At 61.3% G+C, this 18,513-nt stretch carries 18 protein-coding genes; 9 read left to right on the forward strand and 9 right to left on the reverse strand.

Going from position 1 to position 18,513, the window contains the following annotated elements; all coding sequences use genetic code 11:
* Nucleotides 1-160: 160 nt before the first annotated feature.
* Complete coding sequence (glnA, locus tag ACT53S_RS15960) at nt 161-1,570, reverse strand: type I glutamate--ammonia ligase (protein ID WP_113377571.1); 1,410 nt, start codon at nt 1,568-1,570, stop codon at nt 161-163.
* 62 nt (nt 1,571-1,632) lie between these two features.
* Nucleotides 1,633-1,971: a P-II family nitrogen regulator gene (locus ACT53S_RS15965; RefSeq protein WP_006727717.1), complete on the reverse strand. Its 339-nt coding sequence runs from the start codon at nt 1,969-1,971 to the stop codon at nt 1,633-1,635.
* A 349-nt stretch (nt 1,972-2,320) separates the two neighbouring features.
* Between ACT53S_RS15965 and ACT53S_RS15970 the strand changes: the two genes are divergently transcribed.
* Nucleotides 2,321-3,799: an NAD(P)H-hydrate dehydratase gene (locus tag ACT53S_RS15970; RefSeq protein ID WP_476067704.1), complete on the forward strand. Its 1,479-nt coding sequence runs from the start codon at nt 2,321-2,323 to the stop codon at nt 3,797-3,799.
* A 20-nt stretch (nt 3,800-3,819) separates the two neighbouring features.
* Here ACT53S_RS15970 and ACT53S_RS15975 read toward each other — a convergent pair whose 3' ends face one another.
* Complete coding sequence (locus tag ACT53S_RS15975) at nt 3,820-5,481, reverse strand: Na/Pi cotransporter family protein (protein ID WP_113377573.1); 1,662 nt, start codon at nt 5,479-5,481, stop codon at nt 3,820-3,822.
* Nucleotides 5,482-5,635: 154 nt separating this feature from the next.
* Nucleotides 5,636-6,439, reverse strand: a complete 804-nt coding sequence (locus ACT53S_RS15980) for a DUF72 domain-containing protein (protein WP_476067705.1) — start codon at nt 6,437-6,439, stop codon at nt 5,636-5,638.
* Nucleotides 6,440-6,504: 65 nt separating this feature from the next.
* On the opposite strand from ACT53S_RS15980, the gene ACT53S_RS15985 reads away from it, so the two are divergent.
* Nucleotides 6,505-6,777: a type II toxin-antitoxin system Phd/YefM family antitoxin gene (locus tag ACT53S_RS15985; RefSeq protein WP_476067706.1), complete on the forward strand. Its 273-nt coding sequence runs from the start codon at nt 6,505-6,507 to the stop codon at nt 6,775-6,777.
* Nucleotides 6,774-7,160, forward strand: a complete 387-nt coding sequence (locus ACT53S_RS15990; RefSeq protein WP_476067707.1) for a type II toxin-antitoxin system VapC family toxin — start codon at nt 6,774-6,776, stop codon at nt 7,158-7,160. The genes ACT53S_RS15985 and ACT53S_RS15990 overlap by 4 nt, the downstream gene beginning before the upstream one ends.
* 7 nt (nt 7,161-7,167) lie before the next feature.
* Here the strand turns inward: ACT53S_RS15990 and uvrA are convergent, their stop codons facing one another.
* The gene (gene uvrA / locus ACT53S_RS15995) at nt 7,168-10,089 is read right to left on the reverse strand and encodes an excinuclease ABC subunit UvrA (RefSeq protein ID WP_476067708.1); all 2,922 of its coding nucleotides are present in this window, start codon (nt 10,087-10,089) and stop codon (nt 7,168-7,170) included.
* 268 nt (nt 10,090-10,357) lie between these two features.
* Between uvrA and ACT53S_RS16000 the strand changes: the two genes are divergently transcribed.
* The gene (locus tag ACT53S_RS16000) at nt 10,358-10,897 is read left to right on the forward strand and encodes a single-stranded DNA-binding protein (protein WP_476067709.1); all 540 of its coding nucleotides are present in this window, start codon (nt 10,358-10,360) and stop codon (nt 10,895-10,897) included.
* Nucleotides 10,898-11,059: 162 nt separating this feature from the next.
* On the opposite strand, the gene ACT53S_RS16005 is transcribed toward ACT53S_RS16000, so the two are convergent.
* Complete coding sequence (locus ACT53S_RS16005; protein ID WP_113377579.1) at nt 11,060-11,689, reverse strand: MarC family protein; 630 nt, start codon at nt 11,687-11,689, stop codon at nt 11,060-11,062.
* Between the two features lie 194 nt (nt 11,690-11,883).
* Here ACT53S_RS16005 and gyrA point away from each other — a divergent pair, with 194 nt between their 5' ends.
* Nucleotides 11,884-14,691, forward strand: coding sequence for a DNA gyrase subunit A (gyrA, locus tag ACT53S_RS16010; RefSeq protein ID WP_476067710.1), 2,808 nt, complete (start codon nt 11,884-11,886; stop codon nt 14,689-14,691).
* Between the two features lie 192 nt (nt 14,692-14,883).
* On the opposite strand, the gene ACT53S_RS16015 is transcribed toward gyrA, so the two are convergent.
* The 3 genes from ACT53S_RS16015 to ACT53S_RS16025 all read right to left on the reverse strand — a co-directional run bounded on the left by ACT53S_RS16015 (nt 14,884) and on the right by ACT53S_RS16025 (nt 15,475).
* Nucleotides 14,884-15,018, reverse strand: coding sequence for a hypothetical protein (locus ACT53S_RS16015; protein ID WP_476067711.1), 135 nt, complete (start codon nt 15,016-15,018; stop codon nt 14,884-14,886).
* A 61-nt stretch (nt 15,019-15,079) separates the two neighbouring features.
* Nucleotides 15,080-15,232: a hypothetical protein gene (locus ACT53S_RS16020; protein ID WP_160143175.1), complete on the reverse strand. Its 153-nt coding sequence runs from the start codon at nt 15,230-15,232 to the stop codon at nt 15,080-15,082.
* 84 nt (nt 15,233-15,316) lie between these two features.
* Nucleotides 15,317-15,475: a hypothetical protein gene (locus ACT53S_RS16025; protein ID WP_160143174.1), complete on the reverse strand. Its 159-nt coding sequence runs from the start codon at nt 15,473-15,475 to the stop codon at nt 15,317-15,319.
* Between the two features lie 208 nt (nt 15,476-15,683).
* Here ACT53S_RS16025 and coaD point away from each other — a divergent pair, with 208 nt between their 5' ends.
* The 4 genes from coaD to queA all read left to right on the forward strand — a co-directional run bounded on the left by coaD (nt 15,684) and on the right by queA (nt 18,511).
* Nucleotides 15,684-16,178, forward strand: a complete 495-nt coding sequence (gene coaD / locus ACT53S_RS16030) for a pantetheine-phosphate adenylyltransferase (protein WP_476067712.1) — start codon at nt 15,684-15,686, stop codon at nt 16,176-16,178.
* Nucleotides 16,179-16,207: 29 nt separating this feature from the next.
* Nucleotides 16,208-16,777 carry a peptidylprolyl isomerase gene (locus tag ACT53S_RS16035; protein ID WP_476067713.1) on the forward strand — a complete coding sequence of 190 codons (570 nt, stop codon included), beginning with the start codon at nt 16,208-16,210 and terminating at the stop codon, nt 16,775-16,777.
* A 39-nt stretch (nt 16,778-16,816) separates the two neighbouring features.
* The gene (locus tag ACT53S_RS16040; RefSeq protein WP_113377583.1) at nt 16,817-17,326 is read left to right on the forward strand and encodes a peptidylprolyl isomerase; all 510 of its coding nucleotides are present in this window, start codon (nt 16,817-16,819) and stop codon (nt 17,324-17,326) included.
* Between the two features lie 90 nt (nt 17,327-17,416).
* The gene (gene queA, locus ACT53S_RS16045; RefSeq protein ID WP_476067714.1) at nt 17,417-18,511 is read left to right on the forward strand and encodes a tRNA preQ1(34) S-adenosylmethionine ribosyltransferase-isomerase QueA; all 1,095 of its coding nucleotides are present in this window, start codon (nt 17,417-17,419) and stop codon (nt 18,509-18,511) included.
* Nucleotides 18,512-18,513: the final 2 nt, after the last annotated feature.

Consider the following 18,513-nt stretch of genomic DNA (forward strand, 5'->3'; position numbering starts at 1 on the left):
TTCAAGGCGGAGCGACAGCGTCTGCGAGAGAGGAGGACGACCGACAGACGCTATCCCGTATCCCCGCTCGCCGAAACAGTGATCGACGCAGATCGGGGACGGGACACGAAAAACGCCGGCGGTGGGGCCGCCGGCGTTGTATAAATTGAACTCGCGTCGATCAGACGGAGTAGTACATGTCGTATTCGACCGGATGCGGGGTCATTTCGAAGCGCATGACTTCCTGCATCTTAAGTTCGATGAACGAATCGATCTGGTCGTCGTCGAAGACTCCGCCAGCGGTCAGGAACTTGCGATCCTTGTCCAGGCTCTCGAGCGCTTCGCGCAGCGAACCGCAGACGGTCGGGATCTTCTTCAGTTCCTTCGGCGGCAGATCGTAGAGATCCTTGTCCATGGCCTTGCCCGGATGGATCTTGTTCTTGATGCCGTCGAGGCCGGCCATCAGCATGGCGGCGAAGCCGAGATAGGGGTTCGCCGTCGGGTCGGGGAAGCGGACTTCAACGCGCTTGGCCTTCGGGTTGGAGCCGAACGGGATGCGGCAGGAGGCCGAGCGATTGCGGGCCGAATAGGCGAGCAGGACCGGCGCTTCATAACCCGGGACCAGACGCTTGTAGGAGTTGGTCGAGGGGTTGGTGAAGGCATTGATCGCCTTGGCATGCTTGATAATGCCGCCGATGAAGTATAGGCAGCTTTCCGACAGGCCAGCATATTCGTCACCGGCGAAGGAGGGCTTGCCGTCCTTCCAGATCGACATGTGCACGTGCATGCCCGAACCATTGTCACCGAAGATCGGCTTCGGCATGAAGGTCGCGGTCTTGCCATAGGCATTGGCCACCTGGTGCACGACATACTTGTAGATCTGCATCTTGTCGGCGTTGCGCACCAGCGTGTCGAACTTGATGCCGAGCTCGTGCTGGGCAGCGGCCACTTCGTGGTGATGCTTTTCGACGACGACGCCCATTTCGCCGAGAACCGTCAGCATTTCGGAACGCATGTCCTGCAGGCTGTCGATCGGCGGAACCGGGAAATAGCCGCCCTTGACGCGCGGACGGTGGCCGAGGTTGCCGGTTTCGTAATCGGTGTCGTCGTTGGACGGCAGTTCGGACGAATCAAGCTTGAACCCGGTGTTGTAAGGGTCGGCCTTGTACTTGACGTCGTCGAAGACGAAGAACTCGGCTTCCGGACCGACGAAGATGGTGTCGCCGATGCCCGATGCCTTCAGATAGGCCTCGGCCTTCTTGGCCGTGCCGCGCGGGTCGCGGTTATAGGCTTCGCCCGAAACCGGATCGAGAATGTCGCAGAGGATGACCATGGTCGACTGGGCGAAGAAGGGGTCCATGTGGACCGTCGCCGGGTCGGGCATCAGCACCATGTCGGACTCGTTGATGGCCTTCCAGCCGGCGATCGACGAGCCGTCGAACATGACCCCATCGGCAAACATGTCTTCGTCGACACAGGCGATGTCCATGGTGACGTGCTGCAGCTTGCCCTTCGGGTCGGTAAAGCGCAGGTCGACGAACTTTACGTCGTTGTCCTTGATCTGTTTCAGAATATCGTTTGCGGTCGTCATGTTATTTTCTTCCTCGCAAGAGCTGACGATATGAACCCGGCCTCCCTAGGTGCCGGGCTTGATTAGATGGCGTCGATGCCGGTCTCGCCGGTCCGGATGCGGACGACTTCCTCGACATTGGAGACGAAGATCTTGCCGTCTCCGATACGACCCGTCTGGGCCGCATTGCGGATGGCGTCGATCACGGCTTCCACGTTCTCGTCCGCCAGTACCACTTCGACCTTCACCTTCGGCAGGAAGTCCACCACATATTCCGCGCCGCGATAGAGCTCCGTATGGCCCTTCTGGCGACCGAAACCCTTGGCTTCCGTCACGGTGATACCCTGCAGGCCGACTTCCTGAAGGGCTTCCTTCACTTCGTCGAGCTTGAAAGGCTTAATGATCGCTTCGATCTTTTTCATGAGAAAATTTCTCTCCGCTTCCCTCAATGAACGGGATGAGCCCCGTTCGCCGGATTGAATGCATGGAACGTGCCAGTCTTTTCCGAAAAATCCGCAAAATCGCTCGCTTCCTTCGCCCGGCGGGCCAAATCTCCGCCAAATCGGATCGAAAAGCCAGCCCGGAAGGACGAAAATTTCGATTTTCGCCGATCATTTTTCAGAATGATCCACTGTGCTAAGTCTTTGCTCCTGGACCGTATTTCGCAACAGTAATGATTAATACGTGTGCAAATGCGTATTATTAAGGCGTTTGCATATGCACAAATTTGTGTCGCTTTGAATCCCGATCGATTTCTGCTCTAACCGTCCCATGATCCCTGCCAAGCACTCACTCTTGCTGACACCGGCCGCCATGGCTCGGGTCGACGCCGCAGCAGCCGCAAACGGCCAGGACAGTTATGACCTGATGCGTCGTGCGGGCGAGGCCGTCGCTGCCACCGCGTTGCGGCATTTCCCTGGAGCGTTGCGTTTTGTGCTGCTGTGCGGTCCGGGCAATAATGGCGGGGATGGATACATCTGCGGCGATGCCCTGCGCCGGGCGGGCGCAGATCTTGTCGTCTTTCACCTGGGGGACCCGAGCAGGTTGAAGGGAGACGCCGCCCGCGCCCGGAAAAATTTTGCCGGCCTGTCGACAGATATCGCGACCTACACACCCATGCCAGGCGACGTGGTCATTGATGCGCTGTTCGGTGCCGGCCTCACCCGCGATGTCGCGCCGGTCGTCGCAGCCTGCATCCAGGCTGTGGCCGATGCCCGTTTGCCGGTCGTCGCGGTCGATCTGCCCTCCGGTCTGGACGGGGCGACCGGTCAAGTGCGTGGCGCCGCCTTTCGTGCAACCCATACGGTCACGTTCATGGCCCGCAAGCCCGGCCACCTGCTTTTACCAGGTCGCGACCTCTGCGGACGACTGGAGGTTTTCGATATCGGCATTCCATGGCGCCTGGTCACGGCCGAGGCCGGCTCTCTCCGGGTCAATGGACCTGAGATCTGGAAAGCCGGCCATCGCGATCTGGAAGCCTCCGACCACAAATACCGGCGCGGCCACCTGACCGTATTCTCAGGTCCGGAGGCGGCAACGGGTGCTGCACGTCTCAGTGCGATGGCCGGACTGAAAGCCGGGGCAGGGCTTGTCACCCTTGCCTCTCCCGGCGCTGCGATGGCGACCAATGCGGCGCAACTGACCGCCATTATGTTGGCTGCGCTGGACGAGGAAACCGATCTCGAAACATATCTGCAGGATGGACGCCGCCAGACGTTTGTTCTCGGCCCCGGGTTTGGCGATCACACAAAGGCGCGAGACTTTGTCATCCGCCTTGGCAATGCCGGCAGACGTCTGGTTCTCGACGCCGACGGAATAACGGCTTTCCGCGAAGATCGCGTTCTTCTCGCGGCCGCCTTCGCTGGCCAATCCCCCCGCCTGGTCGTCACGCCGCACGAAGGCGAATTTGCCAGACTGTTTCCGGAGATTGCCCCAGACGAAACGCTCGGAAAGCCGGCAAAGGCCCTTGCCGCCGCCGTCGCTCTTGGATCCGTCGTCGTTTACAAAGGCGCGGACACCGTTATCGCATCTCCCGATGGACGGGCGGCCATTGAGGAAGAGGCGCCGCCGACCCTGGCGACCGCCGGATCAGGTGACGTGCTTGCCGGAATCATCGGTGCCCTGCTGGCCCAGGGGCTGCCGGCATTCGAAGCCGCTTGCGCCGGTGTTCATCTGCATGCCAAGGCCGCCTTGCGGGTGGGTGCGGGGCTCACGGCGGAGGACCTCGCCAACGCCGTACTGCCTTTATAGCGCTCACGCTGATCGTGGCTTCAGAGTTCCGCCGGCTGCACTAGACGGCTTCGCCGCAACAGACCTTCTCCCTCGAGCAGGGGATACCCGATCGACACGAACAGGGAGTTGATCTCCTTCAGGTCCCGCATGGTGTCGATATGAAGCGAACTTGAATCGAAGCTCGCGGCATTGCCCTGGCGCAGGCGCTGCAGATGTTTCTCCTCGCTTGCCTTCACGAGGTTGCGGATGGCTTCCTTGCGGGCGACCAGCTGACGTGCATGTTCCACGTCGCGGGTGACCAAGAGATTGAACGCAAGATGCGCGTTCTGAAGAACCTCGTTGTGCATCGCGCAGAGCTCTGCCCAGCCCTCCGCCGAAAAGGACGCCTTTCGCTCGCTTTTCTTGCGGGCGCGGGTCAGCATGTTCTGCGAAATGATGTCGGCCGCCTGCTCGATCTTGATCGTCGCGCCGAGCAGGTTCTGGCACTGCGCCGCCGAAGTTTGGTCGAGCGCAGTCTCCGAAATCCGCGCCAGATAGAATTTGATGTCGCGGTGTATGGCGTCGATCTGGTCATCGAGCGTCTCGATCCGCTGTGTCTTCTTCGGATCCCACTGTTCGAAGAGTTCGAAGATCCCGTTCAACATCACTTCCGTCTTGTCGCAAACCGTCAGCACTTCACGTGTCGCATTGCTGATCGCCTGTGCCGGATTTCCAAGGTCGACGGGGTTGAGCGCCGACAGTCGATCGTCATTGGCGGCAGGAGCGCTGTTCACCGACACAAAACGTTCAAGGGTCCTCGCCACCAGGCCGGCAAAGGGCAATCCGAGAACCAGCACCGCACCATTCATCGCCAGGTGAACCAGGACGACGGCCTCGCCGGGATGGGTCGAAAACAACGCGGGGCTGGCCGTCACCGCAAATTGCAAAGCCAGCGCCAACAGTGTCATCAGCCCCCGGATGACGACGTTCCCCAAAGGAACCACCCGGGTCAGCGGCTCGGCGTTCTTGGTGAGCAGCGCGGCAATCACGGCCGCACCGAAGTTGATGCCGAGCACAAGCGGGATGATCAGCGCATCCGGGATGAGATGCTGGTCGGCAAGCGAAGCCGTGAGCAGGATCGCGGCGACACTGGAATGGAAGGCCCAGGCGAGCAATGCCGCAAGCAGGAAGGCGCTGATCCAGTCCCCTGCGAGATAGTTGAAAAGCACCGGCAGAATCCGGCTTTCGCGCAAGGGTGCGGATGCCTCGCCGATCAGACGGAGCGACAGCAGCAGAAGGCCGAGCCCGAACAGGATCCTGCCGAGTTGTCGCCAATGGCGCGCATTGGTAGCACGGAAGGCAACGGTCCCGGCAAGCAGCAGGATTGGCATGAGAAGCGAGAGGTCATAGCGCAGGATGCGCACGACAAATGCGGATCCGAAATCGGCCCCCAGCAGCGTGGCAATGCCGATTGCAGAACTGACATAACCCGCCGCCGTGAACGACGCGACGATCAGCGCAACCGCGGTGGCACTTTGAAGGGCGACAGCGAACAGGAACCCAGCCAGCGCCGCTGAAAACCGGTTGCCGATCGCAAGCCGCAGCTTGTCCTTCAGCACACCGCCATAGGCGCGTTCGATACCCGTGCGCACCAAACGCGTTGCCCACAGAAGCAGGGCGACCGCGCCCGCGAGATGGATGAAGACGGCGATACCCGACATGGCTGATGCCCCGAACGCTCAAATCCCGGACGTGCACGTCCAAAAACGAGGAGCATGCAGTCTGGAGCGCGGTTGTGCCCGCGACTCTGCGACCGAGCCTAGTCCAGTTTCGCCAATGTCACAAATTGACGCTTGCCAGGCGCAATGCTGCCGCTCACCCGACGCGCTTCTGCAACTCCATCGCCCCGCGCGGGGCATTCACCTTGCCGCCCGAAATGAAGAACGCGAACACGTCCCGTGCCACGGTCTTGGCCGGCTCGTCTTTCGCAACCAGGTTCAGATCGTCCGGCACCCCGCCGGCAGCATAGGTCTTGAACCGCTGCCCCCAGGCATCGATCTCCTTGGGCGGATAACAGGTTGGTGTCTCGTCCGTCCCTTTTTGCAGGCGGGCATAGACGAAGTCGGTGGTCGGGTCGGCAAACATCGGATAATCGGGGTGATCGGCACAGACGGCCGCCACCTCGTGGCGCCGCAGCATGTCGATGAATTCGGGGACGAGAAAGCTCTCGTGCCGAGGCTCGACCACATGGCGCAGCGGAAGCCCGTTCAGGGTTTTCGGAAGAAGGCCGAGAAAGGCTTCGAAATCCTCTGCGTCGAACTTCTTCGTGCCCATGAACTGCCAGAGGATCGGCCCCAGATGCGGTCCAAGCTCCTCGATACCCTGATTCACGAATTTCTCGATCGAAGGCCCAGCCTCCGCGAGGATCTTGCGATTGGTGCAATAGCGGCTGGCCTTGAGTGAAAAGACGAAAGTCTCCGGCACCTCCGACGCCCATTTGGCAAAGGTCGCCGGCTTCTGGCTGGAGTAATAGGTGCCGTTGACCTCGATCGCCGTCAGTTGCCGGCTAGCATATTCCAACTGGCGCTTCTTCGGCAGGTCGGACGGATAGAAACTATCGTCCCACGGATCGAAGGTCCAGCCGCCGATACCGCAGTGGATCGTGCCTGATTTGGTCATGAAATACCTCCCATTGAAGTTAGCTAGGGGATTAGCTAATATAAAATCTTGCCTAGGAGCGCGCGATGACGGTCGTCACCATCCACAAGGCCAAGACGGAACTCTCCAAACTCCTCGCCCGCGTCGAAGCCGGCGAGGAAATCATCATTGCGCGCGGTGACGAGCCGATTGCGAAACTCGTGCCGTTCGAACCGAAGCAGCAGCCCGTGCGCGGCTACGGGCGGTTCGCGCATCTGCGCGCCTCGCTACCGGCCAATCTGTTTCTCGAGCCTATGTCCGATGACGAACTCGCGGCATGGGAGGGCAAATACTCGTTTCCGGGCGACAACGGCGAATGAGCTTTCTCCTCGATACCCATGCATTTCTCTGGTGGGTCACAGCGGACCCGAGACTAAGTGCCGCGGCAAAGACAGCAATAGATGACGGAACCGCGCGTCGGTGCGTCAGTGCTGTGACCGCCTTTGAAATTGCCAACAAGTTTCGCGTCGGCAAGCTCGAATTCGCGCGAGGGATTATCCAGCAATTCGATACCATCTTGGACGAGGCGGGCTTTGAAAAGCTCGCTGTCACGCACAAACAAGCCCTACTTGCCGGTCAGATGACCTCAGATCACAAAGACCCATTTGACCGCATTCTGGCTGCCCAAGCCAGACTTGAAACCCTCACTCTCGTATCAATTGACGAAGCCTTCGACGAGTTTGACGTCGAGCGCATTTGGTAGCGGCGGATCACTCCGCCGCTTGAACCTTCTTCACCGGCCGACGCTCCAACAGCTCCTTGAGGAACTGCCCCGTGTAGGACGCCTCCACCTTCACGACCTCTTCCGGCGTGCCCTGGGCCACGATCTGGCCGCCGCCATCGCCACCTTCGGGCCCGAAGTCGAGAATGTAGTCGGCGGTCTTGATGACCTCGAGATTGTGCTCGATGACCACGACGCTGTTGCCCTGATTGACCAGTTCCTGCAGCATTTCCAGAAGCTTGGCGACGTCGTGGAAATGCAGGCCGGTGGTCGGCTCGTCAAGGATATAGAGCGTGCGGCCGGTCGAGCGTTTCGACAGTTCCTTGGCAAGCTTGACGCGCTGCGCCTCGCCGCCCGACAGCGTGTTCGCCTGCTGGCCGACCTTGATATAGCCCAGGCCAACATCGTAAAGCGCCTGCAACTTGTCGCGCACCGCCGGCACCGCCTGGAAGAACTCCACACCTTCCTCGACCGTCATGTCGAGCACGTCGGCGATCGACTTGCCCTTGAAGGTGACATCCAGCGTTTCGCGATTGTAGCGCTTGCCGTGGCAGACGTCGCAGGTAACATACACATCCGGCAGGAAATGCATCTCGATCTTGATCACGCCGTCACCCTGGCAGGCCTCGCAACGGCCGCCCTTGACGTTGAACGAGAAGCGCCCGGCCTGATAGCCGCGCGCCTTGGCTTCCGGCAGGCCGGTGAACCAATCGCGGATCGGCGTGAAGGCACCGGTATAGGTCGCCGGGTTCGAGCGCGGCGTGCGGCCGATCGGCGACTGATCGATGTCGATCACCTTGTCGATGAACTCGAAGCCGTCGATGCGCTCATGTTCTGCCGGATTTTCACGCGCGCCCATGACACGCCGCGCCGCCGCCTTGTAGAGCGTCTCGATCAGGAAGGTCGACTTGCCGCCACCGGACACACCGGTCACGGCGGTGAACACGCCGAGCGGGATCGAGGCCGTCACGTTCTTCAGGTTGTTGCCCTTGGCGCCGACCACCTTGATCTGCTGCCCCTTCTTCGGCTTGCGCCGCTGGGCGGGAACGCTGACACCCAATTCGCCGGTCAGGTATTTGCCCGTCAGCGACTTTGGATTGGCCATGATGTCCTGCGGCGACCCTTGCGCGATCACCTGGCCGCCATGAATGCCGGCCGCCGGCCCGATGTCGACGACATAATCGGCCGTCAGGATTGCATCCTCGTCATGCTCGACGACGATCACGGTATTGCCGATGTCGCGCAGGTGCTTCAGCGTCTCGAGAAGCCGGGCATTGTCGCGCTGATGCAGGCCGATCGACGGCTCGTCGAGCACGTAGAGAACGCCCGTCAGACCCGAACCGATCTGCGACGCCAGACGAATGCGCTGGCTTTCGCCGCCCGACAGCGTGCCGGAATTGCGCGACATCGAGAGATAGTCGAGCCCGACATCGTTGAGGAAGCGCAGGCGCTCACGGATTTCCTTCAAGATGCGGACAGCGATCTCGTTCTGCTTGTCGGTGAGCTTGGCCGGCAGGTCCTCGAACCAGGCGCCTGCATTGCGGATCGCCATGTCGGTCACCTGGCCAATATGCAGCCCGTTGATCTTGACCGCCAGCGCCTCCGGCTTCAGGCGGAAACCGGCACAGGCCGGGCAGGGGGCCGCAGACATGAAGCGCTCGATCTCCTCGCGCGCCCAGGCGCTGTCGGTCTCCTTCCAGCGCCGCTCGAGGTTTGGCACGATGCCCTCAAAAGTCTTGGTCGTGGTATAGGACCGCGCACCATCGGCATAATGGAAGTCAATCTTTTCCTCGGTACCATGCAGGATTGCCTTCTGCGCCGCCTCGGAAAGCTCCGACCACTTCGATGTCAGCTTGAAGCCGAAGGCCTTGCCCAGCGCTTCGAGCGTCTGGTTATAATAGGGCGAGCTCGACTTGGCCCAGGGCGCGATCGCGCCGTCGTTCAGCTTGCGATGCACCTCGGGCACGATCAGTGCCTCGTCGATCTTTTGCTGGCTACCGAGACCATCGCAGGTCGGGCAGGCACCGAAGGGATTGTTGAAGGAGAAGAGGCGCGGCTCGATTTCCGGAATGGTAAAGCCGGAGACGGGGCAGGCGAACTTTTCCGAAAACAGCACGCGCTCATGCGTCTCGTTCAAGGACTTGTTGGCCGAGCCGCCGGCAGCGGTTTCCTCCGGCGGCAGCGGCTTGTCGGCATATTCGGCAACGGCCAGACCGTCGGCGAGCCGCAGGCAGGTTTCCAAGCTGTCGGCCAGGCGGCTCGCAATGTCTGGGCGCACAACCACGCGGTCGACCACCACATCGATGTCATGCTTGTATTTCTTGTCGAGCGTCGGCGCTTCAGCGATCTCATAGAACTGCCCGTCGATCTTGACGCGCTGAAACCCCTTCTTCATCAGCTCGGCGAGTTCTTTCTTGTACTCGCCCTTGCGGCCGCGGATCATCGGGGCGAGGATATAGAGGCGTGTGCCTTCCTCCAGTGCCAGGATCCGGTCGACCATCTGGCTGACCGTCTGGCTCTCGATCGGCAGGCCCGTCGCCGGCGAATAGGGAATGCCGACGCGCGCAAACAGGAGGCGCATATAGTCGTAGATCTCGGTGACCGTGCCGACCGTCGAACGCGGATTGCGCGAGGTCGTCTTCTGCTCGATCGAAATCGCCGGCGACAGACCCTCGATCTGGTCCACATCGGGCTTCTGCATCATTTCCAGGAACTGGCGCGCATAGGCCGAAAGGCTCTCGACGTAACGCCGCTGGCCTTCGGCGTAGATCGTGTCGAAGGCGAGCGACGACTTGCCGGAGCCGGAAAGCCCGGTCATCACGATCAGGCTGTTGCGCGGCAGATCGAGGTCGATGCCCTTGAGATTATGCTCGCGCGCGCCACGGATGGAAATGGTCTTGAGTTCGCTCATGTCAGGCTCTGATCGGCAAAGGGAAGGGGACTGTTCCTGGGAGAACTGTCCTTATGTAGTGAACGCAGCCCTTGAGTCGAGGCACAAGGCGCAACCGTTGTGGAATTTCGATTCTGTTGACAGGATCATAGAGAAATACTAGAACAAATAAAGAACATTTTCGCTGTGGATTTAAGCCGGTCATCGCCCAATCGCTGCAGCGGATGGGATAAGGTGGCATTTGATTGGAATTTGAACGCCGCGGCGGCGCGGCAGTAAGGTGAGTGTCATGGCTGGTAGCGTCAACAAGGTCATTCTGATCGGCAATCTCGGAGCCGATCCCGAAATCCGCCGGACCCAGGACGGCCGACCGATCGCCAACCTGCGCATCGCGACGTCTGAAAGCTGGCGCGACAAGAACAGCGGCGAGCGCAAGGAAAAGACCGAGTGGCATCAGGTCGTCATCTTCAACGAAGGCCTCTGCAAGGTCGCCGAACAGTATCTGAAGAAGGGCTCGACGGTTTATGTCGAGGGCCAGTTGCAGACCCGCAAGTGGCAGGACCAGAACGGCAATGACCGCTACTCCACAGAAGTGGTGCTGCAGGGCTTTAACGGCAATCTCACCATGCTTGGCGGTCGCGGTGATGGTGGCGGCGCCTCGCGCGGTGGAAACGACTTCGGCGGCGACAGCTATGGTGGCGGTGGTTACGACGGCGGCTACGGCTCGCCGGCCCCGTCGCGCGGCGGTTCCTCCGGTAGCGCAAGCCGCGGCGGCAGCGCCCCCTCCGGCGGCTTCTCGCGCGATCTCGACGACGACATCCCGTTCTGATCGCAGGTCATCGACGCCAATCCCAAAGGGAGCTTCGGCTCCCTTTTTAGTGTCGGCATGCCATCCGGCCAAAAAGGGCAGGTTGATGCGCATCGAAATTCTGAAATTAGGCAATAACCGAAGCGCCTGCTGGCTGCCGGTCGACTGCGCCCCCTCAATCCCCTAGGCGCCGAAGGCGGACTTTACCCCATCAACGACGAACTGCACCGACAGTGCCGCAAGCAGCACACCAAGCAGGCGTGTCAGCAGCGCCCGTCCGGTGACGCCGAGGAACCGGTTCAGCCGGTCGGCCAGGTAGAGCGAGACGAAGACGAGTGCGAGCACGGCGGCAATCACCGTGATCAGCTGAAGCTTGCCGGCCCAGCCATCCATCGTTCCGGAAATCAGCACCGTTGCCGAAATCGCGCCGGGACCGGCAATCAATGGAATGGCCAGCGGGAAGACCGCGAGGTTGTGGATGTGATCCTTGGTGATCGCGTCGCCCGTGGTCTTCTCCTTACGCTCGTTGCGTTTCTCGAAGATCATCTCGAACGCGATGGCAAAGAGCATTAGTCCGCCGGCAATGCGAAACGCACCCATCGAAATGCCGAGCGCGGAAAGGATGCTGGCGCCGAACAGCGCGAAGACGGTCAGGATGGCGAAGCCCATCACGGCGCCGCGCACGGCGACCTGATGCCGCTGCGCCTGGTTCATGCCCTGCGTCAGGCCGAGAAAGAGCGGCGCAAGCCCAGGCGGGTCGACCGTGACCAGCAAGGTGGTGAGTGCGCTGATCATCGTTTCGGTACTGGCCATCATCCGTCTCCTTGGGCGTTGGCACCCATAAAGTCAAAGCCCATGGCCACTGGCAAGGGACGGGCCGCGTCTAATATGCCGAATGCCTTTGCCCCGCCGCAAAAGCCTGTTTATAACCGGGCCCGAAATTGGCGCATCCGCGCCCGTTCCGCTATAAATTCCGCAGTGATTCCGAACAGAGATCGTGACCTGATTTGACTGAGCAAAGCACTCCCGGCGGCGGCAAGTTTCCGTCCGACATCCAGCCGATTTCCATCATGGAGGAAATGCAGCGGTCGTATCTCGATTACGCCATGAGCGTCATCGTGAGCCGCGCCCTGCCGGACGTTCGTGACGGTTTGAAACCGGTGCATCGGCGTATCCTCTACGGCATGAACGAGCTCGGCCTCGACTGGAACAAGAAATACGTCAAGAGCGCCCGCGTCACCGGTGACGTCATGGGTAAGTATCACCCGCATGGCGACGCTGCGATCTACGACGCGCTGGCCCGCATGGCGCAGCCGTGGTCGCTGCGCATGCCGCTCATCGACGGTCAGGGCAATTTCGGTTCCGTCGACGGTGACCCGCCGGCCGCCCAGCGTTACACGGAATGCCGCCTGCAGAAGGTCTCGCACGCGCTGCTCGACGACCTCGATAAGGAAACGGTCGACTTCCGCGACAACTACGACGGCACCATGCAGGAGCCCGTCGTCGTTCCTGCCAAGTTCCCGAACCTCCTGGTCAACGGCGCCGGCGGCATCGCGGTCGGCATGGCGACCAACATTCCGCCGCACAATCTGAGCGAAGTTCTCGACGGCTGCACGGCGCTGATCGACAATCCGGCAATCGAACTTCCGGAATTGATGCAGATCATCCCAGGCCCGGACTTCCCGACCGGCGCAATTATCCTGGGCCGTTCCGGCATCAAGTCGGCCTATGAGACGGGCAGGGGCTCCGTCGTCATGCGTGGCGTCGCCCGCGTCGAGCCGATGCGCGGCGACCGCGAGCAGATCATCATCACCGAGATCCCCTATCAGGTGAACAAGGCCACGATGATCGAGAAGATGGCCGAACTCGTGCGTGAGAAGCGCATCGAGGGCATCTCCGACCTGCGCGACGAATCCGACCGCGACGGCTACCGCGTCGTCATCGAACTGAAGCGCGACGCCAATGCCGATGTCATCCTGAACCAGCTTTACCGGTACACGCCGCTGCAGACCTCCTTCGGCTGCAACATGGTGGCGCTGAACGGCGGCAAGCCGGAACAGCTGACGCTGCTCGATATGCTGCGCGCCTTCGTGACCTTCCGTGAGGAAGTCGTCAGCCGCCGTACGAAATACCTGCTGCGCAAGGCCCGCGAGCGCGCCCATGTCTTGGTTGGTCTGGCGATCGCCGTTGCCAATATCGACGAAGTCATCGCGCTGATCCGCAAGGCGCCCGATCCGGCAACCGCCCGTGAACAGCTGATGACCCGCCGCTGGCCGGCTCATGATGTCGAGGCGCTGATCCGCCTGATCGACGATCCCCGTCACCGGATCAATGAGGACCTGACCTACAACCTCTCGGAAGAGCAGGCCCGCGCCATCCTCGAACTCCGTCTCGCCCGCCTGACCGCGCTCGGCCGCGACGAAATCGATGAGGAACTGAACAAGATCGGCGCCGAGATCTCGGATTATCTCGACATCCTGTCGTCGCGCGTCCGCATCCAGCAGATCGTCAAGGACGAGTTCGCCGCGATCCGTGACGAATTCGGCACCCCGCGCCGCACCCAGATCGTCGACGGCGGTCCTGACATGGACGACGAGGACCTGATCGCCCGCGAAGAAATGGTCGTGACCGTTTCCCATGCCGGCTACATCAAGCGCGTGCCGCTGACGACCTATCGTGCCCAGCGCCGTGGCGGCAAGGGCCGCTCCGGCATGGCCATGAAGGACGAGGATTTCGCAACCCGTCTCTTCGTTGCAAACACGCACACGCCGGTCCTGTTCTTCTCCTCGCGCGGCATCGTCTATAAGGAAAAGGTCTGGCGCCTGCCGATCGGCACGCCGACCTCGCGCGGCAAGGCCATGATCAACATGTTCCCGCTGGAGCCCGGCGAGCGCATCACCTCGATCATGCCGTTGCCTGAGGACGAGACGAGCTGGGAAAACCTGGACGTCATGTTCTCGACGACCCGTGGCACGGTTCGCCGCAACAAGCTGTCCGACTTCATCCAGGTCAACCGAAACGGCAAGATCGCGATGAAGCTCGAGGAAGAGGGCGACGAAATCCTCGCGGTCGAGACCTGCACCGATCGTGACGACGTTCTGCTGACCACAGCACTTGGGCAGGCGATCCGCTTCCCGGTCGACGAGGTCCGCGTCTTTGCCGGCCGCAACTCGATTGGTGTTCGTGGTCTGACGCTGGCGGATGGCGACCGTCTGATCTCGATGACCATTCTTGGCCATGTCGATGCCGAACCCTGGGAGCGCGCCGCCTATCTCAAGCGCTCGGCCGTCGAACGTCGCGCAAGCGGCGTCGACGAAGACGATATCGCACTCGTGGGTGAGGAAGTGGCGGAAGAAGGCGAACTCGGCGAAGATCGCTACCAGGAGCTCAAGGCCCGCGAACAGTTCGTTCTGACAGTTTCGGTCAAGGGCTTCGGCAAGCGCTCCTCGTCCTACGACTTCCGCACCTCCGGTCGCGGCGGCAAGGGCATCCGCGCCACCGATACCTCCAAGACGGCGGAAATCGGCGAACTGGTCGCTGCCTTCCCCGTCGAGGAAAAGGACCAGCTGATGCTGGTCTCTGACGGCGGTCAGCTGATCCGCGTGCCGGTCAACGGCATCCGCATCGCGAGCCGCGCGACCAAGGGTGTCACGATCTTCTCCACCGCCAAGGACGAGAAGGTCGTGTCGGTCGAGCGCATCAGTGAACCGGAAGGCGAGGATGAGGTGGTTGAAGCCGAAGCCGTGACAGAGGCTGGCGTCGAAGCCGGTGTCGAGACCCCGGCCGCAGGCGAGGGCGAAGACACCGCCGAATGAAGCAATGGCCGGCCATGATCTGGGCCGGCTCTTTCCGCTCGGAACATGAACAGAGCTATGAACAGACAAGCGAAAAGCCCGCCGGACGATCAGTCCGAGCGGGCTTTTTGACGGAGGTATGGCATCAAGTTCGATGCGGTTTTCTTTAAGGCCTGGCGTGTGGATCCACCGGCTTGACCGCTTGTATTGGGCTCAGAAGGCCTTGCGGCGCTCCACCATGGCCCGGAAATCTTCGTCTTCGCGCTTCAACGCCGTGATCGTCGATGCGACCGAGGCGACGAACATGCCGCTGATCAGAGCGGCGAGTACCGTGAGCGTTACAAACATGGTCTTCCCTTTCTTCTTCAGCGTGACGTTACGTTTCTAGCGGCGAAGGTTTGATGTCCGATTAATGGCCGAAGCTGTGGTAGCGGGCGGTCATCGGAGGGCCGTAAAACTTGGCGTCGTTGCTGTCCTTGACATAGAAGGTTGCCGAAGTAGCAACCATGGCAGTCATCATCATCATCCAGACGAGGTTGATCAGGGTAACTTTGTCATGCATTGCGATAGTCCTTCAAAAGCCGGCATTCGCTGCCGTTAAATGGTTGTGCGCGGAAATGGTTCCCCGTGCAGTGTAGCAACTGGTTTACCAAGACCTGGCTGAAGTGCTCTTGAACACCTTGTTCATCTGGCGTTCATCTTCGTTTTCGTGATCGGATGCCTCCATCAGGTCGCGAACGACTGCAAGACCGAGCTCGACGAGAAGCGAGGCGGCAATTGCGGAGGTGATCAGGAGAACGAGCATGGGAACGTCCTTGGCTTGTCTTGAGTTCGAGGCACGGTGAATGACTACCAGCCCCGCCCTGAAGCGGCCTTGAACAGGGCATTCATCTGTCGTTCACGACCAAAGCGCGGCACAAAAGCGCGCGGCAAAGCCGGCATCTCGCAAGGCGGGCGCTTGCGATGACACGGCTTCCGTGACAAAAGGCGTCGAAACCAAAGATCGGGTATCCATGGCAATCGCGTTCTATCCTGGCTCCTTCGATCCGATGACCAACGGTCATCTGGATGTGCTTGTGCAGGCATTGAACCTCGCCGACCGCCTCGTGGTCGCTATCGGCACCCATCCGGGCAAGACACCGCTTTTCTCTTATGATGAACGGGCGGCTCTGATCAGATCCGCCTTGGAGGCTGCGCTGCCGCAGCGGGCAGGGGACCTCGACGTCGTCTCCTTTTCCGATCTCGCCATCGATGCCGCCCGCCGTGCACAAGCCAAACTCCTGGTGCGCGGCCTGCGCGACGGCACCGATTTCGATTACGAAATGCAGATGGCCGGCATGAACGCTCAGATGGCACCGGACCTGCAGACCGTCTTTCTCCCCGCCGCCACCGCCTCGCGGCCCATAACCGCCACATTGGTCCGCCAGATCGCCGCCATGGGGGGCGATGTGAGCGCCTTCGTGCCCGGTCCGGTCCTGGCCGCCCTCAAATCCAAATACGGGCGCTGAGCCCGCAAGTCCCGAACTGGAGTGATCTCATGAAGCTCGTCCATATTGCCACCGCATTGTTTTTTGCCGTCGTCGGTTTCGGCTCGGCCCAGGCCCAGTCGAATGACGACTACCTGACCATCCAGCTCAAGGATGGCCCGGTCGTCATCCAACTGATGCCCGACGTCGCCCCGAAGCACGTCGCCCAGATCAAGAAGCTGGCGGCGGCTGGTGAATACGACAACGTCGCTTTCCACCGTGTCATCGAGGGCTTCATGGCCCAGACCGGCGACGTTCAGTATGGTGATATGGAAAACGGCTATGACGCCCAGCGTGCCGGCACCGGCGGCTCGAACCTGCCGGACCTGCCAGCCGAATTTTCGAACACGCCCTTTGAGCGCGGGACAGTCGGCATGGCCCGCAGCCAGGATCCGAACTCCGCCAATTCGCAGTTCTTCATCATGTTCGCCGAAGGCGGATTCCTGAACGGCCAGTATACGGTCGTCGGCAAGGTCGTGGCCGGCATGGAGTATGTCGACAAGATCAAGCGCGGCGAAGGCGGCAACGGCGAAGTGACCGATCCCGATCGCATGATCAAGGTCACGGTCGGCCGCAACTGATATCTACCGGGCGACAAGCCCCAACCAAGGAGAAACACCATGGCCGAGATCAAGGATCCGGAAAACACCATCCTGATGGAAACCACCAAGGGTAAAGTCGTCATCGCGCTCTTCCCGGATCTGGCCCCCGGCCATGTCGCCCGCATCAAGGAACTGTCGCGCGAAGGCGCCTATGACGGCGTCGTCTTCCACCGCGTCATCGCAGACTTCATGGCCCAGACCGGCGACGTGAAGTTTGGCAAGAAGGGCGGGGACAGCTTCAACCCCGGCCGTGCCGGCATGGGCGGCTCCGACAAGCCGGACCTGAAGGCCGAATTCTCGGCCACCCCGCATGTCCGCGGAACCTGCTCCATGGCCCGTTCCCAGAGCCCGAACTCGGCCAACAGCCAGTTCTTCATCTGCTTCACCGACGCGCCGTGGCTGAACAAGCAGTACTCCGTCTGGGGTCAGGTCATCGAAGGCATGGACGTCATCGACCAGATCAAGAAGGGCGAGCCCGTGGCCGATCCCGATTCGATCGTCTCGATGAAGGTTGCCGCCGACGCCTGATCGGCTTAAAGCCACAGCAAGCCCGCCTCGGTGCCTGGCACCCGGGCGGGTTTTCGCGTTTAGTCCCTCGCCACAACAGATCCGATTTCCATGCGTGTAGATCTCTTCGACTTCGACCTGCCGGATGAAAACATCGCGCTGAGGCCCGCAAGCCCGCGCGACCATGCGCGTTTCCTCGTGGTGCGCCCCGATGCCGATCCCGTGCTCGAAGACCGTCACGTCTATGATCTGCCGTCCTTCCTGAGACCCGGCGACGCCCTCGTCTTCAACGACACCAAGGTCATCCCGGCGCAGCTCGAAGGCATCCGCCACCGCGAAGGTGCGGAAGAGATCGCCGTCTCCTGCACGCTGCACATGCGCGTCGGCGCCTCCAGATGGAAGGCCTTCGCCAAACCCGGCAAGCGCATCAAGACCGGCGACCGCATCGATTTCGGCACGGGGCAGGGAGATGGCGCTGCCTGCCTGATGGGCTCCCTCGTCGCGACCGTCGCCGAAAAGGGGGAAGCCGGCGAGATCGAACTCGCCTTCGACCTCTCGGGCCCCGATCTCGATCAGGCGATCGCTACCGTCGGCCATATCCCGCTTCCGCCCTATATTGCCGCCAAGCGGCCGGAAGACGAAAAGGATCGCGCCGACTACCAGACCATCTATGCCCGCGAGGAGGGCGCGGTCGCGGCCCCGACCGCCGGGCTGCATTTCACGCCCGATCTCTTTGCAAAACTCGCCGCCGCCGGCATCGAGCGCCACTTTGTGACCCTGCATGTCGGTGCCGGCACCTTCCTGCCGGTCAAGGCGGATGATACCGCCGAGCACAAGATGCACGAGGAGATCGGCTATATCTCGCCCTCGACCGCAGCCGCTCTCAACGCAGTGCGTGCGCGGGGCAACCGGATCATCGCCGTCGGCACCACCTCTCTGCGCCTGCTCGAAAGTGCTGCCGAGGAGACCGGCCACATCCCCGCTTGGTCGGGTGCCACCGGCATCTTCATCACGCCCGGCTACCGCTTCAAAGCGGTCGACATGCTGATGACCAATTTCCACCTGCCCAAATCCACGCTCTTCATGCTGGTTTCCGCCTTTGCCGGCCTCGACACGATGCGCGCGGCTTACGCCCACGCCATCGAGACCGGCTACCGCTTCTATTCCTACGGCGATTCCAGCCTGCTCTTCCGGAAAGACGACTGACC

The organism is Allorhizobium sp. DMC15 (genome assembly GCF_056314065.1).

Excerpts from the sequence above, each read along its gene's own strand:
- ACT53S_RS16040 (WP_113377583.1), top strand. The coding sequence starts at position 16,817 with ATGGCCGAGATCAAGGATCCGGAAAACACCATCCTGATGGAAACCACC.
- ACT53S_RS15980 (WP_476067705.1), bottom strand. The coding sequence starts at position 6,439 with ATGACCAAATCAGGCACGATCCACTGCGGTATCGGCGGCTGGACCTTC.
- ACT53S_RS16015 (WP_476067711.1), bottom strand. The coding sequence starts at position 15,018 with ATGTTTGTAACGCTCACGGTACTCGCCGCTCTGATCAGCGGCATGTTC.
- ACT53S_RS16025 (WP_160143174.1), bottom strand. The coding sequence starts at position 15,475 with ATGCTCGTTCTCCTGATCACCTCCGCAATTGCCGCCTCGCTTCTCGTC.
- ACT53S_RS16000 (WP_476067709.1), top strand. The coding sequence starts at position 10,358 with ATGGCTGGTAGCGTCAACAAGGTCATTCTGATCGGCAATCTCGGAGCC.
- ACT53S_RS15970 (WP_476067704.1), top strand. The coding sequence starts at position 2,321 with ATGATCCCTGCCAAGCACTCACTCTTGCTGACACCGGCCGCCATGGCT.
- ACT53S_RS16005 (WP_113377579.1), bottom strand. The coding sequence starts at position 11,689 with ATGGCCAGTACCGAAACGATGATCAGCGCACTCACCACCTTGCTGGTC.
- uvrA (WP_476067708.1), bottom strand. The coding sequence starts at position 10,089 with ATGAGCGAACTCAAGACCATTTCCATCCGTGGCGCGCGCGAGCATAAT.
- ACT53S_RS15985 (WP_476067706.1), top strand. The coding sequence starts at position 6,505 with ATGACGGTCGTCACCATCCACAAGGCCAAGACGGAACTCTCCAAACTC.
- ACT53S_RS15990 (WP_476067707.1), top strand. The coding sequence starts at position 6,774 with ATGAGCTTTCTCCTCGATACCCATGCATTTCTCTGGTGGGTCACAGCG.
- coaD (WP_476067712.1), top strand. The coding sequence starts at position 15,684 with ATGGCAATCGCGTTCTATCCTGGCTCCTTCGATCCGATGACCAACGGT.
- glnA (WP_113377571.1), bottom strand. The coding sequence starts at position 1,570 with ATGACGACCGCAAACGATATTCTGAAACAGATCAAGGACAACGACGTA.
- ACT53S_RS16020 (WP_160143175.1), bottom strand. The coding sequence starts at position 15,232 with ATGCATGACAAAGTTACCCTGATCAACCTCGTCTGGATGATGATGATG.
- queA (WP_476067714.1), top strand. The coding sequence starts at position 17,417 with ATGCGTGTAGATCTCTTCGACTTCGACCTGCCGGATGAAAACATCGCG.
- ACT53S_RS15965 (WP_006727717.1), bottom strand. The coding sequence starts at position 1,971 with ATGAAAAAGATCGAAGCGATCATTAAGCCTTTCAAGCTCGACGAAGTG.
- ACT53S_RS16035 (WP_476067713.1), top strand. The coding sequence starts at position 16,208 with ATGAAGCTCGTCCATATTGCCACCGCATTGTTTTTTGCCGTCGTCGGT.
- ACT53S_RS15975 (WP_113377573.1), bottom strand. The coding sequence starts at position 5,481 with ATGTCGGGTATCGCCGTCTTCATCCATCTCGCGGGCGCGGTCGCCCTG.